Annotated in this window: 14 protein-coding genes and 1 pseudogene; 10 read left to right on the top strand and 5 right to left on the bottom strand. The window is 66.0% G+C overall.

Annotated elements, in window-relative coordinates; genetic code table 11:
- Nucleotides 1–12: 12 nt before the first annotated feature.
- A complete protein-coding gene (locus BLS74_RS02690; protein ID WP_093102767.1) occupies nt 13–801 on the top strand; it encodes an SDR family oxidoreductase in 789 nt (262 codons plus the stop codon).
- 41 nt (nt 802–842) lie between these two features.
- On the opposite strand, the gene BLS74_RS02685 is transcribed toward BLS74_RS02690, so the two are convergent.
- Complete coding sequence (locus tag BLS74_RS02685) at nt 843–2684, bottom strand: sigma-54-dependent Fis family transcriptional regulator (protein WP_093102765.1); 1842 nt, start codon at nt 2682–2684, stop codon at nt 843–845.
- A 248-nt stretch (nt 2685–2932) separates the two neighbouring features.
- Here BLS74_RS02685 and BLS74_RS02680 point away from each other — a divergent pair, with 248 nt between their 5' ends.
- From BLS74_RS02680 to BLS74_RS02650, 7 genes are read left to right on the top strand one after another with little or no spacing between them, the layout of a single operon-like run.
- Entirely contained in the window at nt 2933–4408 is a 1476-nt protein-coding gene (locus tag BLS74_RS02680) for a benzaldehyde dehydrogenase (protein ID WP_093102764.1), read from the top strand.
- A gap of 33 nt (nt 4409–4441) precedes the next feature.
- The gene (locus BLS74_RS02675) at nt 4442–5209 is read left to right on the top strand and encodes a coniferyl-alcohol dehydrogenase (RefSeq protein WP_093102762.1); all 768 of its coding nucleotides are present in this window, start codon (nt 4442–4444) and stop codon (nt 5207–5209) included.
- Nucleotides 5210–5249: 40 nt separating this feature from the next.
- Entirely contained in the window at nt 5250–6938 is a 1689-nt protein-coding gene (locus tag BLS74_RS02670) for a DUF1302 domain-containing protein (RefSeq protein ID WP_093102761.1), read from the top strand.
- 22 nt (nt 6939–6960) lie between these two features.
- On the top strand, nt 6961–8319 hold the full coding sequence (locus BLS74_RS02665; RefSeq protein WP_093102759.1) for a DUF1329 domain-containing protein: 1359 nt from the start codon (nt 6961–6963) through the stop codon (nt 8317–8319).
- Nucleotides 8319–9407, top strand: coding sequence for a WD40/YVTN/BNR-like repeat-containing protein (locus BLS74_RS02660; protein ID WP_093102758.1), 1089 nt, complete (start codon nt 8319–8321; stop codon nt 9405–9407). The genes BLS74_RS02665 and BLS74_RS02660 overlap by 1 nt, the downstream gene beginning before the upstream one ends.
- 23 nt (nt 9408–9430) lie before the next feature.
- Nucleotides 9431–11848, top strand: a complete 2418-nt coding sequence (locus tag BLS74_RS02655) for an efflux RND transporter permease subunit (RefSeq protein WP_093102756.1) — start codon at nt 9431–9433, stop codon at nt 11846–11848.
- A gap of 29 nt (nt 11849–11877) precedes the next feature.
- The gene (locus BLS74_RS02650; protein WP_093103239.1) at nt 11878–12867 is read left to right on the top strand and encodes an alpha/beta hydrolase; all 990 of its coding nucleotides are present in this window, start codon (nt 11878–11880) and stop codon (nt 12865–12867) included.
- A gap of 21 nt (nt 12868–12888) precedes the next feature.
- Here the strand turns inward: BLS74_RS02650 and BLS74_RS02645 are convergent, their stop codons facing one another.
- The 4 genes from BLS74_RS02645 to BLS74_RS02630 are packed head-to-tail and all read right to left on the bottom strand — an operon-like array spanning nt 12889 to nt 15837.
- On the bottom strand, nt 12889–13746 hold the full coding sequence (locus tag BLS74_RS02645) for an amidohydrolase family protein (RefSeq protein ID WP_093102755.1): 858 nt from the start codon (nt 13744–13746) through the stop codon (nt 12889–12891).
- A 1-nt stretch (nt 13747) separates the two neighbouring features.
- Nucleotides 13748–14368 carry a DsbA family protein gene (locus BLS74_RS02640; protein WP_093102753.1) on the bottom strand — a complete coding sequence of 207 codons (621 nt, stop codon included), beginning with the start codon at nt 14366–14368 and terminating at the stop codon, nt 13748–13750.
- Nucleotides 14369–14370: 2 nt separating this feature from the next.
- Nucleotides 14371–15054: a glutathione S-transferase N-terminal domain-containing protein gene (locus BLS74_RS02635; protein WP_093102751.1), complete on the bottom strand. Its 684-nt coding sequence runs from the start codon at nt 15052–15054 to the stop codon at nt 14371–14373.
- A 9-nt stretch (nt 15055–15063) separates the two neighbouring features.
- Nucleotides 15064–15837, bottom strand: a complete 774-nt coding sequence (locus tag BLS74_RS02630) for an enoyl-CoA hydratase/isomerase family protein (RefSeq protein WP_093102750.1) — start codon at nt 15835–15837, stop codon at nt 15064–15066.
- Between the two features lie 147 nt (nt 15838–15984).
- On the opposite strand from BLS74_RS02630, the gene BLS74_RS02625 reads away from it, so the two are divergent.
- Nucleotides 15985–16977, top strand: a complete 993-nt coding sequence (locus tag BLS74_RS02625; protein WP_093102748.1) for a GlxA family transcriptional regulator — start codon at nt 15985–15987, stop codon at nt 16975–16977.
- A gap of 68 nt (nt 16978–17045) precedes the next feature.
- Nucleotides 17046–17151, top strand: a pseudogene (locus tag BLS74_RS02620) (DUF4440 domain-containing protein); the annotation flags it as partial.
- Nucleotides 17152–17161 lie beyond the last annotated feature (10 nt).

The raw sequence follows: 17161 nt of genomic DNA, 5'->3' as shown, positions 1-17161 counted from the left end.
AGGAGAATCGAGATGAATCTGAATCTGCAAGGCAAGGTGGTCCTGGTGACGGGCGGCAGCAAGGGCATCGGCTTGGCATGCGCGCGGGCCTTTGCGGCCGAAGGCGCGCGCGTGGCGATCGCTTCGCGAAGCGAGGAGAACCTGCGCGCCGCCGCTGCCGAACTCGCCAGGGAAGGCTTCGACGTACTTTGCGCCGTGGCGGACTTCATCGACCCGCGCAGCGCCTTCGCTGCAGTCGCGCAGGTGGAAGAGGCGCTCGGCCCGATCGACGTGCTGGTCAACTCGGCCGGCGGCGCAAAGCGCGTCGTGCCGGCGGAACTGAACGCGCAGGCCTGGCGAACCGCGATGGACGCCAAATACTTCAGCTACGTGCACGCGATGGACGCGGCGCTGAAGTCGATGGTCGCGCGGCGCGCGGGATCGATCGTCAACATCATCGGAACGGGTGGCAAGGTCGCGAGCGCGATGCACCTGCCGGGCGGGGCGGCCAATGCGGCCTTGATGCTGGTATCCGCGGGCCTGGCCAACGCATGGGGCGGTCACGGCATTCGCGTGAACGCCATCAATCCGGGGGCGACCTATACCGACCGCGTGAAGAACTCGCTCGAGACGGAATCGCGTCTGACCGGCAAGCCCGAGGAAGAACTGCTGAAGGCCAACGAAGCCCGAATCCCGTTGGGTCGCTACGCGCATCCTCAGGAGATTGCCAACGCGGCCGTCTTTCTCGCATCGGACTGTGCCAGCTATGTGACGGGGGCGCTCATCACGATGGACGGCGCTCTGACGCCGATGGTGGTCTAGCGAGTATTCAGTGGCACAGAGCCGACAGGAGCAAGCGCTCGTCAGCTTGTTATGCCGCGCTTGCGCGCACGGTAGGCCAGTTGGGGACGCGTGACGCCCAGCACACGCGCTGCCGCGGAGAGGTTTCCCCCGCATTGTTCCAGCGCACGGCGTATCAGCGCCTCTTCCGCTTGCCCCAATGAACTGGAGCCGGCGCGGTCCGGCACGGCGTGGCTTGCAGGCGTGGCCTGCGGGGTCGGGGCGCCGGCAGCGCCCACGCCCGCCAAGTGGCCATCCGGTCGTACCGACAGCACGTTCTTGTCCAGCGTCTCGCCGCTTGTGAACAGGTGGTGAACTTCGAGCAGGCCGCCCTCGGGGGCGACGATCAAGGCGCGCTCGATCAGGTTTTGCAGTTCGCGGATGTTGCCGGGGTAGTCGTAGTTCAGAAGCGCCTTGACAGCGGCTTGCGTGAAGCCAGTGACCTGCCGGCCGTGCTTGCGGCCGTAGTGCTGCAGAAAATGGCTCATCAAGAGAGGCACGTCATCGCGTCGCTCGCGCAGCGGCGGCAGGTGAATGGGAAAGACATTGAGCCGGAAGAACAGGTCGTCGCGAAACTTGCCCTCGCGCACGGCCTGGCGCAGATCGACGTTGGTGGCCGCGATGACGCGCGTGTCCACCTGTACGCTGCGCGTGCCACCCACGCGCTCGACTTCGCCCTCCTGCAGCGTGCGCAGTAGCTTGCCCTGGGCCGCGTAGCTCAGCGTGCCGATCTCGTCCAGAAACAGTGTGCCGCCGTGGGCGCGCTCGAAGCGTCCCGGCCGCGCCGCGCCGGCGCCGGTGTAAGCGCCGCGCTCCACTCCGAACAGCTCGGACTCAATCAGCGTCTCCGGAATGGCCGCGCAATTCACCGCGACGAAGGGCTTGTCGCGCCGCGGGCTGATGCTATGCAGCATGCTGGCGAACTTTTCCTTGCCGACGCCGGACTCACCGGTAAAAAGCACAGTGGCTGTGGTCGGCGCAACGCGATGCAACAGGTGGCAGGCCGCGTTGAAAGCCGATGACGCGCCCACCATCGCGCCGCTTTTGCGCCGCGGCGTGGGCAACTCCGCGGCCTGCGGCGTCGCGTCGCCGTACTGCGACACGCCGACGAAGTCGCGCGCGCGCAGGTAGCGCATGTCTTCTTCCACATCGTCCCAGCGCTCCGCCGATTTTCCGATCACGCGGCACTGGCTCTCGCCCATCGAGCGACAGGCGACTTCACGGAACACCACCAGCCGCCCGAACAGGGTGCTGACGTAGCCGGTGGCATAGCCCACCTGCATCCAGCAGGCCGGCGAGCCGCCGATGCCGTAGGCCGCGATGTGCTCGTCGTCTTCGCTCGAGTGGTGCCAGATGAATTCGCCCTCGTAGTCCGAGGTCTCGGGGTCATAGCGCGCGTGCACCAGCTCGACCTTCACCAGGCCTTCCAGGGCATGCAGGCGGGTGCCGGCCATCGCGGCCGCGGCCGGCTCGGCCTCGGGCCAATGTTCGCGCACCAGCCGCGCGTCGCGCGCGCCGCTGACGTAGCCCGCGCGCGTGAACAGGCCGCGGGCCTTCTCCTGGCCCAGGCTGTCGATCAGCTCGCGCCGCAGGGAGCCCAGCGCCTCGGTATGCAGAAGCACCATGCGCTGATCCTGCAGCCAGATGCGGCCATCACCGGGCGAAAAGAACAGGCATTCGCTGATGTCGGCAATCGTCGGGTGCTCTTCGCTGCTCACATGCGAGGCCTCGAAGCGGCTCATCGCACGCGCCACTTCGGCGCCGTCGAAACGGCCCAGCGCGGCGCCGGTGGCGCGCGCCACCTCGGCCAGCGAGATCCGCTCCGGGACCGGTGAGGCAGTGGCTTTGGTCAATTTCGAGCTCATCGTTTGGTGAAACGCGTGACTGATTTTTCATCATTTGATGAAAGCGCTGATCAGGGTAAACCAGTTATTCAAGATAACTATCACGACTCCGGGAATTCCCCTAATCCTCAAATGAAAAACAGCGTCGCGCAGCGGCGTCGGCCCACCCCGCCGCGGCGCCGCTGGTATGCCCGTTGCGAAAAGAAGGCAGTGCCGCGGGCATTTCCACCCGCGGCCAGCCGATCAACTTTTTTCGCAAGGGGTGAGTCATGGGTGTTTCGGAGAAGCCGGCGTTCCTGGACGCGGCGGCCTGGACCGGCAAGGTGTTCAACGGCAGGTGGGTCGCATCCGGAGGCGGTGTGCGCGACGTCGTCGAGCCGGCCACGGGCAAGGTGATGGCGGCCGTCGGCATCGCCGACGCGCAGGACGTGGGGCTGGCCACGGCCGCCGCGGCGCAAGCGCAGAAAAGCTGGACGCAGGTTGCGCCGCGTGAGAAGGCCGCGGTGTTCCAACGGGCCGCGGCGTTGTTCCAGCAGCACTTCGACGAGCTGGCGCTCTATGTCGCCCGAGAGACCGGCGCCATCCTGCCCAAAGGACAGCATGAGGTGCGCGAGGCCATCACCCTGTGCCATCTGGCGGCGGCCATGCCCCTGCAGGCGCAGGGGCAGATCCTGCCGAGCGCGAGCGGCACCACCAGCCTGGCGCGGCGCGTGCCGCGTGGCGTGGTGGGCGTGATCTCGCCCTTCAACTTTCCGCTCATCCTCACCATTCGCGCCGTGGCGCCGGCCCTCGCGGCCGGTAACGGCGTGGTGATCAAGCCCGACTCGCGCACGCCGGTGAGCGGCGGCTTCATGATCGCCCGCGTGTTCGAAGCGGCAGGCCTGCCCGCCGGCCTGCTGCAGGTGCTGCCCGGTGACGCCGCCGCCGGTGAAGCCCTGGTGACCGATGCGCACGTGCCGATGATCGCTTTCACCGGCTCGCCCGCCGTGGGCCGGCGCATCGGCGAACTGGCGGGGCGTCATCTGAAGAAGGTCACGCTGGAGCTCGGCGGCGCCAACTCGCTGATCATTCTGGAAGACGCCGACCTCGACATCGCGGCCAGCAATGCCGCCTGGGGCGCCTACCTGCATCAGGGCCAGATCTGCATGGCGACCAATCGCATCATCGTGCACGAGAGCATCGCCGCTGCCTTGACCCAGCGGCTGGTCTCGAAGGCCCAGCACCTGCCGGTGGGCGACGGCGCCAGCGGCCAGGTGGCCCAGGGGCCGCTGATCGACGCCAGGCAGCGCGACCGCGTGCACGCCATCGTGCAGGACAGCATCGCGGCCGGCGCTCAGTTGCTGGCCGGCGGCAGCAGCGACGGCCTGTTCTACAAACCCACGGTGTTGGCGGGCGTGAGGGCCGGCATGCGCGTGTACGACGAAGAGGTGTTCGGCCCCGTCGCCAACATCATCACCTTCAAGACCGACGACGAGGCCGTGGCCCTGGCCAACAACCACCAGGGCAGCCTGGCGTCGGCGGTGATCTCGCCCTCGATCGGACGGGCCATGGCGATTGCCGCGCAGTTGAACTCCGGCATGGTCCACATCAACGACCAGACCGTCAACGACGAGTGCGTCAACCCCTTCGGCGGCCCTGGCATCGCCGGCAACGGCAGCAGCGTGGGCGGCCCGGCCGACTGGGAGGAATACACCCAGTGGCAGTGGCTGACCATCAAGCAGGCGCCGCATCCCTATCCGTTCTGAGTGTTATCGACTGAACCCACGAGGAGACATTTCATGCAGCTTCAAGGAAAAACCATCGTCGTCACCGGCGTGTCGTCGGGCATTGGCGCCGAGGTGGTACGCGTCGCGCGCTTTGCCGGCGCCCGCGTCATCGGCATGGACCGCAACGACCCCAGCCTCACGCTCGACGGCTTCGTCAAGGCCGACTTGAGTTCTGCCGCCGCCATCGATGCGGCTGTGGCCCAATTGCCCGAGCGCTTCGACGCGCTGTGCAACATCGCCGGTGTGCCCGGCACGGCGCCCGTCAAGCTCGTCGCCGACATCAACTACCTGGGTCTGCGCCATCTGACCGAACAGGCGCTGCCACGCATCCCGCGTGGTGGTTCCATTGTCAACGTGGCCTCCATCCTCGGCGCCGAATGGCCGCAGCGATTGGAGCCACACAAGGCCCTCGCCGCCGCGCAAGGCTTCGAGGCCGGCGCCCATTGTCTGCGCGACCACCCCGTGCCGCAGGAGACCTGCTACCAGTACTTCAAGGAAGCGCTGATCGTCTGGAGCGCCACGCAGTCGCAGAAATGGTTTCTGGAACACGGCGTGCGCATGAACTGCGTCGCGCCCGGTCCGGTGTTCACGCCGATCCTGGGCGACTTCGTGAGCATGCTCGGCCAGGAGCGGGTGCAGGCCGATGCGCACCGCATGCTGCGCCCCGGCTTCGCCGACGAGATCGCGCCGGTGATCGCGTGGCTGTGCTGCGACCAAGCGCGCTGGATCAGCGGCGCCAACATCCCGGTCGACGGCGGACTGGCATCGACCTACATCTGAGCCGCAATCCACACAACAAATAGAGAGACGAGGAGACACGATGACATCTGCATTCATCCCCTTCCGCCCGCGCGCGCTGGTCCTGGCAAGCTCCCTGGCTTGCGCCTTGCCGGCGCTGTCGATGGAACTGGAGTCCAGCGACCCCGACGCCAAGATCCGGCTGGACTTCACGCCCAAGTACAGCCTGGCATCTCGGCTGAAGGAGCCTTCGGCCGTGCTGACCTCGCCCGCAGCGCGGGGCGACGGCGGCGTGACCAACGAGAACGATGGCGACGCCAACTTCAGGAAAGGCGTGGTCTCCAACCGCTTCGATCTGCTGACCGAGTTCGACTTCAACCACCGCAACTGGGGCGTGCGCCTGAGTCACGCGGCCTGGTACGACTCCAAGTACCTGGGCACCAACGCCAACGACGGCTCGCTGGGCGTGAGCAACCAGCTGGGCCAGGCGGCCAACGAGTTCATTCCCGCTACGCGAAGCCAGCACGGCCGGGGCCAACAGTTCCTCGATGCATTCGTCTATGCCAAGGGATCGCTCGGCGACATGCCCGCCTCCATTCGCGTGGGCAAGCACGCGCTGCAATACGGCGAGAGCCTGTTCTTCGGCCAGAACGGCATTGCAGCGGCGCAAGGGCCGGTGGACATCGCCAAGATTGCCTCGGTGCCCAACTGGCAGTTCAAGGAAGTGCTGCTGCCGGTGGAGCAGATCTCCGGCACGCTGCAGGTGGCCGAAGGCGTGACGCTGGGCGGCTACTACCAGCTCAAGTGGCGGCCCAGCAAGATCCCCGGGGTCGGCAGCTACTTCTCCAATCAGGACTACATCGGCGGCGGCCGCGTGTACTTCGGCCCGCCGCTGCCGCCGGTGCTGGTCACCGACGACAGCAAGAACCAAACGCCCGGCAACAACGGCCAGTTCGGCGCGCAGTTGCGCTGGTCGCCGACCGGCAGTGCCTTCGAGTACGGCGTCTATGCGGCGCGCTACAACGACAAGACGCCGGCCGTGCCGGTGTTCGACCTGATCAACGGCAACGCGCACACCGTTTACGCCAAGGGCATCAAGACCGTGGGCGCCAGCGTCACGTCGTCGATCGGCCAGCTGAACTGGGCGCTCGAAGGCTCGATGCGCGCCGACGCGCCGCTCACCAGCGACCCGGCCGTGCTGGGCGGCGCGCCCTTCATGCCGCCGGTCAATTGCGATGGTACGGCGGCGAACCCGTGCTATGCCATCGGCAAGACGGCCCACCTGAACCTGTCGGGCATTTACGTGCTGAAGAAGTCCGGCCTGTGGGACGGCGGCGTGGTGCTGGCCGAGCTGGCGTGGAACCGCGTGATGAGCGTCACCAAGAACCCGGGCACGACCGGCTTCGGCGGGCTGGACCCCAACACCACGCGTTCGGCCGCCGCCTTCCGCATGATCTTCGAGCCGCAGTACTTCCAGGTGCTGCCCGGCCTGGACCTGTCGATCCCGATGGGCCTGGGCTACAACTTCGGCGGCCGCTCCTCGGCGATCTTCAACTTCGCGGGCGGCGCCACCAATGCGGGCGATGTGACCCTCGGCATCAAGGGCAAGTACCAGAACACCTGGAACATCGGCCTGAGCTACACCGCCTTCTTCGGCAGCGAGAACACCTTCACGGTCGCCGACGCGCGCACGCCCACGCGCATGTTGTCCTATGGCCAGACGCTGAAGGACCGCAACTACCTGTCGTTCACCGTCTCCCGCACTTTCTGAAAAAAACTCATCGAGACACACCATGATGCACATCGCAAAACAATCATTGCTGCTGGCCGCCTTGCTGGCATCCGCCGCTTCGGCGCAGGCCGCCGTCAGCGCGGATGAGGCCGCAAAGCTCAAGTCCACGCTGACCCCGGTAGGCGCGGAGAAGGCCGGCAACAAGGCCGGCACCATCCCCACCTGGGACGGCGGCCTGGCCAAGGCGCCACCCGGCTACAAGAACGGTGACGTGCGGCCCGACCCGTTCGCGGGCGAGAAGCCCGTGCTGTCGATCAACGCCAAGAACATGGCGCAGTACGCCGACAAGTTGACCGACGGCGTGCAGGCGCTGATGAAGAAGTACCCCGACTTCCGCATCGACGTCTATCCCACGCATCGCACCGCGGCGGCTCCGCAATCGGTGTACGACAACACCTTCAAGAACGCGACGCATGCCAAGACGGTGGATGGAGGCCACGGCGTGGAGGGCGCCTGGGGCGGCATTCCGTTCCCCGTTCCGAAGGACGGCTACGAGGCGATCTGGAACCACCGCCTGGCGTGGAAGGGCGGCAACTACGCCATGCCCGTTCGCGTGTGGGTGGTGACGTCCGACGGTCGGCGTGCAATGGCTTCGGGCGGTGTGCAGACGGTGCGCCAAGCCTATTACGACAAGGACGGCAGCGCCGAGAAGTTCGACGGCTACTACCAGTTCGGCAAGTTCCTCGTGACCGAGCCCGGCTCCAAGGCCGGCGAGGCCATCCTGGCGCACGACGGCATGAACGAGTCGGTGCCGCGCGGCCTGTGGCAATACCTGGTGGGCCAGCGCCGCGTGCGCAAGGCGCCCTCGGTCGCCTACGACACGCCCGACTCGGTGACCTCGGGCATCGGCCTGTTCGACGAAGCCTTCAACCTGTTCGGCCCGATCGACAAGCACGAGCTGAAACTGGTGGGCAAGAAGGAGATCTACATCCCCTACAACAACAACCGCGCGGCCGCCGCCAAGGTGGACGAACTCGTCACGCCCAATACGCTCAACCCGGCGCAGGTGCGCTGGGAGCTGCACCGCGTGTGGGAAGTGGAGGCCACGCTGGCTGCGGGCAAGCGCCACGTCGTGCCCAAGCGCAAGTACTACATCGACGAAGACTCCTGGCAGATCGTGCTGTTCGACGGCTGGGACGCCAACGGCCAGTTGTGGCGCACCAACTATTCGCTGATGCTCACTGCGCCGGACATCCCGGCGGTGACCAGCTTTGTGCTGTGGGGCGGCTATGACATGCAGACCGGCGCCTATTACCTGAACATGGCCTCCAACGAGCTGCGCAAGCAGTACGAGCTGTTGCCGCCGATTCCGCGCACATTCTTCAGCCCGGAAGCCCTGGCCAACGAGGGCGGACGCTGATGGCCGATTCGGCACCCATCGGGCTGACACGGCGCGTGGCCGTGGTGGGGCTGGCCGGTTGTGCGGTGCCCGCGCTGCTGCCGATGCGCGCCCGTGCCGCACCGGCCACGCCCGCGGTGCTGTCGTTGCCGGCGGTGGTCACACCCAAGGCGCTGGGCGCCGCCATGCTGGCAGTGGGCCGTGCAGGCACGCGCCTGGTGGCGGTGGGCGAACGCGGCACGGTGCTGCTGTCGGACGACCACGGCGCGCGCTGGGCACAGGCCCGGGTGCCGCTGCAGGCCACGCTCACCAGCGTGTGCTTCGTCAATGAGCGCACCGGCTGGGCGGCGGGCCACCTGGGCACCATCCTGCGCAGCGATGACGGCGGGCAGAGCTGGCACAAGCAACTCGATGGCATGGCCGCGGCGGCCCTGGTCGCCGCGGCGGCGCAGCGCACGGGCGACGCTACCGCGATCAAGCATGCGCAGCAGCTGGTGACGGAGGGCGCGGACAAGCCCTTCTTTGACCTGGAATTCACCGACGCGGAGCGCGGTTTCGCCACCGGCGCGTACGGCCTGATGTTCGCCACGGCGGACGGCGGCCAGAGTTGGGAGCCCTGGCTCGGGCGGCTGCCCAACCCCAAGAGCCTGCACCTGTACGGCGTGCGCGCGGCCGGCGGCACGCTGGTGGTGGCGGGCGAGCAGGGCCTGCTGCTGCGCTCCGTCGATGGCGGCGCCACCTTCGCGCCACTGCCTTCGCCCTATAAGGGCAGCTTCTTCGGCCTGCTGCGCACGCGTGGAGGTGTGCTGGTGGCCTACGGCCTGCGCGGTTCGGCCTTTCGCTCCAGCGACGATGGCGCGCACTGGGACAAGCTGGACAGCACCACGCCCATGACCGTGGGCGCGGGCACGGCCTTGCCGGGCGGCGGCTTCGCGCTGGTGACTCAGGCCGGCGATTTGCTGCTGGCGCGCCAGGACACGGCCACCCTGCGCCGCATCCCCTCGCGCGAGCCCGTGCCCGTGGCCGGTATCGCCGTGGCCGCCGACGGCGCCCTCGTGCTGGCCAGCCTGCGCGGCATGCGCCGGCTGCCCGCGCCGCCGCTCGACTGAAAAAAGAACCGCTTTAACGCCTCATGCATACCGACTCTCCCTCCAGCGCGCAGGCCGTCGTGGCGCGCATCGAAGACTTCGACGCGCGCTCCGGCTCGGCCGTCGAACGCGCCTTGTTCAATCACCGCCCTTGGGTGCTGGCCCTGTGCCTGTTGCTCACCGTGGCGCTGGGCTGGCAGGCGCTCAAGCTGCAGCTCAATGCCAGCTTCGAAAAGACGCTGCCCACTGGCCACCCCTACATCGTCAACTACCTGGCCCACAAGGGCGACCTGGGCGGCCAGGCCAATGCGATGCGCGTGGTCGTGCAGGCCCGCCAGGGCACCATCTTCGACAAGGTCTACCTCGACACGCTGCAGAAGATCAACGACGAGATCTTCCTGATGCCGGGCGTGGACCGGCCCTTCATGAAGTCGCTGTGGACTTCCAACACGCGCTGGGTGGCGGTGACCGAAGAGGGCCTGGATGGCGGGCCGGTGATTCCCAACGCCTACGACGGCTCGCCCGCGAGCTTGGCCGAGCTGCGCGCCAACGTCGAACGCTCGGGTGAGATCGGCCAGCTGGTGGCCGCCGACTTCCAGTCCAGCATCGTGTTCGTGCCGCTGCTGGACCGTCATCCGCAGACCGGCCAGGCGCTCGACTACGGCGAGCTGTCGCGCCGAATCGAAGCGCTGCGCGGCAAATACGGCAACGATGCGCTGCAGATCCGCGTGACCGGGTTCGCCAAGGTGGTGGGCGACCTGATCGAAGGCCTGCATCAGGTGCTGCTGTTCTTCCTGCTGGCGTTGGCGATCTGCAGTGCCGTGCTGTACGGCTACACGCGCTGCGCGCGCAGCACGGCGCTGGTGGTGGCCTGCTCGCTGGTGGCGGTGGTGTGGCAGTTCGGGCTGCTGGCGCTGCTGGGCTACGAGCTCGATCCCTATTCGGTGCTGGTGCCTTTCCTGGTGTTCGCCATCGGCATGAGCCACGGCGCGCAGAAGATGAACGGCATCATGCAGGACGTGGGCCGCGGCACGCATCGGCTGGTGGCGGCACGCTACACCTTCCGGCGTCTGTTCGTGGCCGGCCTCACCGCGCTGCTGTGCGACGCGGTGGGCTTCGCGGTGCTGGTCATCATCCGCATCAAGGTCATCCAGGACCTCGCCTTGATCGCCAGCATCGGCGTGGCCGCGCTGATCTTCACCAATCTCGTGCTGCTGCCGGTGCTGCTGTCCTACCTGGGCGTGAGCCCCAAGGCAGCCGCGCGCAGCTTGCGCCTGGAAACCGCGTCCGATGCGCAGCGCTCGCGCCTGTGGTCGCTGCTGGAGCGCTTCACCACGAGGCGCTGGGCCGTTGGCGCAGTCGCCGTGGGAGGGCTGCTCGCCGCCGCCGGTTTCGCGGTGAGCCTGCACCTGTCCATCGGTGACCTGGATCCGGGTGCGCCCGAGCTGCGGCGCGAGGCGCGCTACAACCTAGACAACGACTACCTGATCGGCCACTATGCCGCCAGCACCGACATCCTCACCGTGATGGCCACCACGCCAGTGGACCAGTGCACGCGTTACGGCACGCTGGCGAAAATGGACGCACTGGCCTGGCGGCTGGAGCAATTGCCTGGCGTGGAGTCCACCAACTCGATGGCGGCGCTGTCCAAGCTGGCAATGGTGGGCTACAACGAGGGCAACCTCAAGTGGTTCGACCTGCTGCCCAACGAGGGCGCGCTGGGCGGCGTTCAGACGCGCGCGCCGCGCGAGCTGTTCAACCAGAACTGCTCGTTCCTGGCGCTGTACGTCTATCTCAAGGACCACAAGGCCGAGACGCTGTCGCGGGTGACGGCCGAAGTCGAGCGCTTTGCCGCCGCCAACAACACGCCCGAGGTCACCTTCAAGCTGGCGGCCGGCAGCGCGGGCATTGCCGCGGCCACCAACATCGTGGTGCACCAGGCGATGCGCGAAATGCTGCTGTGGGTTTACGCCGCCGTGGTGTTGCTGTGCTGGGTGACGTTCCGTTCCTGGCGCGCCGTGGTGGTGGCGGTGCTGCCGCTGGTGCTGACCTCGGTGCTGTGCGAGGCACTGATGGTGGGCCTGGGCATGGGCGTGAAAGTCGCCACGCTGCCGGTGATCGCGCTGGGCGTGGGCATCGGCGTGGACTACGCGCTGTACGTGCTCAGCGTCACGCTGACGCGCATGCGCGAAGGCGCGAGCCTGGCCGACGCCTATGCGCACGCGCTGCGCTTCACCGGCCGGGTGGTCATGCTCACCGGCATCACGCTGGCGCTGGCAGTGGGCACCTGGGCGTTCTCGCCCATCAAGTTCCAGGCCGACATGGGCATCCTGCTGGCTTTCATGTTCGTGTGGAACATGGTCGGCGCGTTGGTGCTGTTGCCCGCGCTGGGCTATTTCCTGTTGCGGCCCGCCGCACCGGTGGTGCGGCCTGCGGCCGAACCGGCATCCGTGCCCGCTTGAGAACCGAGATGAACACCTGGACGATCGCAATGACCCACACCTCCATCCCCACCGTGCTCGACACGGCGCCTCTCGACCCGGCGCTGGCCGGCTTTCTGGCGCAAGCCGCCGCCCAAGGCAACCCGCCACTCGAGACGCTGCCCCCGCTGGTGGCACGCCAGATCTACCGTGACCTGGCCGCCCAGTTGGGCCTGCAGGCACCCACCATCGCGTCGGCGAACGACTGTGCCATCGACGGACCCTGCAGCCTTTTGATGCTGCGCATCTACCAGCCCGACGCGGAGGGGCCGCTTCCCTTGCTGCTCTACGTGCACGGTGGCGGCTTCGTGATCGGCGACCTCGAAACCCACGACAAGGTTTGCCGCACCTTGTGCCATGACGTGGCCGCCGTGGTGGTGGCGGTGGACTACCGGCTGGCGCCCGAGCATCCCTTTCCAGCGGCGGTGGACGACGTGGCCTGTGCGCTGCGTTGGGTGGCCGCGCACGCGCGCGAGCTCGGCGCCGATCCGTCGCGCATCGCGCTGGCCGGCGACAGCGCGGGCGCGCAGCTCGCCACCGTGGCGGCGCTGCGTGCGGCCGGCGCGATCGCGCCGCGTGCGCTGGGCCTCATCTATCCCGTCGCCCAGCACTACAGCGAACCGAGCCCTTCGATGGTCGAGAATGGCGAGGGCAAGTTCCTCACCACCGGTGTCATGCAATGGTTTGTCGACTGCTACCTCGGCGGGCGCCAAGAGCTGGCGCGACACCCCGATTTCGCCTTGTTGCACTCGCAGGCACTGGACACGCTGCCGCCCACCTGGCTGGCCACCATGGGCCACGACCCGCTGCGTGACGAAGGCCATGCGCTGGCGCTGCGCATCGCGCAGGCCGGCGTGCCGACCGAGCACCGCCACTACCCTGGTGCCATCCACGCGTGCATTCACTTCACCGCGGTATCGACGCTGGGCACCCAGGTGATGGCCGACCTGGCCGCATGGTTGCGCTCGCAACTATCGCCCCACGCCCACCCCAGTCACTGAAGTGAGACTGTCATGCAAATATCAAGCTTGCAGCTTGAACGCCCGTCGCGCGTTGCCTGACAGGAACAAAGGCAGCACTTCATCTCCCAACTGAAGCGCATCGATGCCGGCGAGGCATTCGGCGGGCGTGAGCATGGGGTAGTTCGTGCCGAACAACACCTTGTGCTTGCCCGGACCACGCATGTACGCGACCAATTCCGGGGGGAAGCGAGACGCCTTGTACGCGGACGTGTCGACATACACGTTCGGGTGCTTCATCATGACCGAGATCATCTCGGCGACCCAAGGGAACCCAATGTGTCCTCCAACGATGCGCAACTCCGGGAAGTCGTGCGCAACGTTGTCCAGGTACGGGATGGGCCGTCCGGGCTCCGAAGGTTTCATTGGCCCCGCATGACCGACTTGAAGGCAGAACGTGATGTCCAACTCGATGCACTCGGCATACAGGGAGTAGTACCTGCGATCGTCCGGCGGCAGCCCCCATAACCAAGGCAGAACGCGGAGGCCTTTGAAGCCCAGTTCCTTCACGCAGCGGCGCAACTCCCGCACCGCAGCCATCGGCTTGCCTATGTCGACGGATGCCACTCCGACGACGTATTCGGGATTTGCCCGGACCGCGCGCGCGACCTCGTCGTTCGTGATCATCGGACCACCAGGCCCCCACCAGGCGCTGGCGATAACCTGCGAGACCCCTTGGGAGCGGAATGTGCCCAGCGCCTCCTCGTGAGTCACTCCGGGGTTGTCCTGCGCCAGCATCTTCCACGCAGTAGGCCATCTGCGCAGGGAGTCGAACATGGGATCCAGAAGGTACCCCTCGTTTGGGAACTGCATCCACGCATCGACGATTTCCGGCGGCCGAAAAGATTCCTGCGGCAACATTTCAGTTGCCTAGCTTGTTCTCGCGAGAACTCAGGGCGTTGGCTAGAAGATCCAGCCGATCCCCGCCCCAGAACAGCTCACCTCGATAGACAAAGGTAGGGGCGCCGAAAACACAAAGCGCTTCGGCTCGCTGCGTCGCCGCTGTCATGTCACGCATTGCGCGTACCTCCAGGTATTCATGCCATTCGCGCGGCTCCAGCCCGGCATGGACAAGTGCTGCTTCTATCTGCGCTGGCGACTCCAGATCGAACTCTCTGCGCCAGAACGCCGCCAAAAGCGGATCACAGAATTCCCAAAGACGGCGCTTGCTCTTGGCGAACAGCAGAGCCTGGCTTGCAAGCGTCGCGTCCCACAGTTTGGTTGTGGAACGGATCGTGAGGCCCTGCCTTTCGGCCAATCGGCGGCAGTCCATGTAGAGGTATTTCAGCTTCGCGACATCACGGCTCGAGCGTTGTTCGACTTCTCCGCCGTACGCCGATCGAAAGTCGGTGATGAACGGCCACCACTCGAAGGCCACCCCGCTTTGCTGCGCCAGGGTCCGCGCGGGCTGCAGCGCCAGGTAGGTGTAGGGACTGCGCAGGTCGACGAATGCATCGACGACCTGCTCGTTGTGCTCGTTCATGATCAGTCAGGTGCGCGGAAGAGATTTCGCTTGGCTTCTGCGGACTTGGTGACATCCACCCAGCGGTCTCTCAGCAGGTCCATCGCACGCCCTACCGCCGGCCTGCTGCGCACTCGCCCGTACCAAGCCTCTATGCGGGGGAAGTCAGACAGCGCGACCCCGGTCATCTTGTGAATGCGGATCCAGGGAAAGCAAGCCATGTCGGCAATGGAGTAAGTACCGCAGAGATACTCCCGGCCCTCCAGCCGGTCATCCATGACCTTCAGAAGTCGCCGCGTCTCGTTCTGGTACCTGCTCACCCCATAGGGCACGGACTCCGACGCATAACGAAAGAAGTGCTGGGCCTGGCCCATCATCGGACCCAGTCCGCCGACTTGCCAGAACAGCCACTGGATCACTTCGCTGCGCTGCCGCAGGTCCGAAGGAATGAAGCGGCCTTCCTTTTCCGCCAGGTACAGCAGGATGGCCCCGGTCTCGAAGACCGTGACGGGCTCCCCGCCGTCCAGCGGCGCGTGATCCACGATGGCCGGGATCTTGCCGTTCGGATTGATTGCACGGTAGTTTTCTTCGTGCTGAGCGCCACTGGTGATGTCGATGGGAATGATCCGGTAGGGAATCCCCAACTCTTCAACCACGATGTGCGCCTTGTGCCCATTCGGAGCCGGCCAGCTGTAGAGGTCGATCACTTGGCGCGTCTACCGCTTGCGCATGATCTCTTGGCGCCGGCGATCTTGCGCGCGACGATTGCCTTCGTCGCTCATGCCGGCAGGCAGGCGCTCGTCCAGGCTCACCGTTCGCTCTGCAATCTGCCTCATCACGCCATCCTGCAGCGCCTTCTTGGACATGGCGTAGGCCGTGTTGCAGTCAGGCGTGATGCACTTGGCGTAGTCGATCGCCGTCGCAAGCAGTTGATCGGGTTCCACGACCTCGTGAAAGAACCCGAGGCGCTGCGCTTCTTCGAGCCCATAGAGCTTTCCACGCAAAGTTGCCAGAGCCCCGACCTGATCGCCCAGGGCGTACTTGATGATCTCGACGTAGGCCGCAGGCATCGGGATGCCGATGGGCACTTCGTTCAGCCCGAAGCGTGCCGGCTTTCGCGCGGCGATCCGGAAGTCGCAGTCCAGCGCGGTGATCAGCCCTCCGGCGATGGCATGTCCGTTCACCGCCGCGACCGTAGGCCTCGGATACTGGAAGATCCGCAGGTTGGTTTGCCGGTATGCCCGATACCAGTCGCGAACCTTCTCCTCGCTTCCGCTGCCGAAAATCTCGAAGCTGTACTGGAAGTCGATACCTGCAGAGAAGACATCGCCCTGGCCGGTGAGCACGACCGGCAGATCGCCGAACTCGCGTTCGAGCCGATCGAAGGCGCCGTGCAGGTCGGCAAAGAACTGATCATTCTGCACGTTGACCTTGTTGGTGTTCATGCGCACGACGGCGCATCCATCCACCACCTCGATATTCCAAGCCATGAAGTCTCCTTTGTTGAGCGACCGGCGGCGGATTGCCGGTCCTGAACTTCGTATCCAGGCCGAACGCCGCCTGCCCCCCACTTTAGGAAACCCGACACCGGGTGTACATTGGCGAAACTGACTATAACTGTGCGACTTCCGCCAATCATGCCAAGCGCTGCCATTCTGGCTTTCGATGACTGCTACGCGTCCAGCGTTGGAGGCTTCGCTGACATTCTTCAGATCGCGAATGCGCACCTGCGACGCCAGGACGGTTGCGCCGCTGCGCTCTTCGAGTGGCAATTCGTCTCGCCGTCCGGCGCGCCAGCGATGGCAAGCAATGGCCTGTCGCTTCAGACGCAGCAAATCAAGCAGCGGCAGCGATTCGACGTGATCTTCGTCCCGAGCATTCACTACCGGGGGCATCGCGAGTTCGATCGGCTCCTGGAAAGGCAATCGGACGCCTGCGCGTGGCTTGTCCGCCAGTGGCGCGCGGGTTCATGGATAGCGGCCAATTGCACCGGCACGTTCCTTCTTGCGCAGACTGGCTTGCTCGACGGCCGCGCAGCCACGACCACCTGGTGGCTCGAGCGGCAATTCAGGGCCAAGTTCCCGAATGTGGACCTGCAACTGCGTCCGGTCCTGACCGAGGCTGACCGGCTGATCTGCGCGGGCGCCTCGGCCTCCTACCTGCTGCAGGCGCTCCGTGTGGTTGAGCGATTCATCGGACCAGCCGTGTCTTCGCGATGCGCGAAAAGCATGTTGATCGACGTGAGCCAGACGAGTCAGATTCCCTACATTCCCCTCCTGGTTCAGCGAAGCCATTCCGACTCGCTCGTACACCGCGCCCAACAATGGCTGCAGCGCAACATGGACAGAGATCTGCGAATCTCGGACCTGGCGGAGGCGCTCGGAATCAGCGACAGGACGCTGATCCGACGGTTCAGATCGGCACTCGATCAGACTCCGCTCGCGTACCTGCAGGATCTTCGCCTCGAATCCGCGCGCGCGTTGCTTGAAACCAGCGCCCTCAACGTGGAGGATGTCGCCGGCCAGGTCGGGTACGGCGACACAAGTTCGTTCTCCAGGCTTTTCAAGCAGCGCATCGGCATGAGCCCGGGCGCTTATAGAGACCGCTTCCAGCCGGATCCAGGGCATTGAACTGCCAACCCTCACGAGTGGGAAATCTCGAGTCAGGGACGGATGTCCCGACCTCTCGTTCATCTGTTGTTCATGCTCCGGCGCGTGCTCGTCTACGAGTGGCAGAACGGCCAATGGCTGATCGCCCACCACCACTCTTCGGCGATGCCCGAAGTGATCGCGCGCAACAAGTAGGCAGCCCTTC

The sequence above is a fragment of the Variovorax sp. CF079 genome (assembly GCF_900101545.1).
Lineage (GTDB): Bacteria > Pseudomonadota > Gammaproteobacteria > Burkholderiales > Burkholderiaceae_C > Variovorax.
The sequence above is the reverse complement of the archived record's forward strand: the minus strand, read 5'-3'. Positions and strand labels throughout refer to the sequence as shown.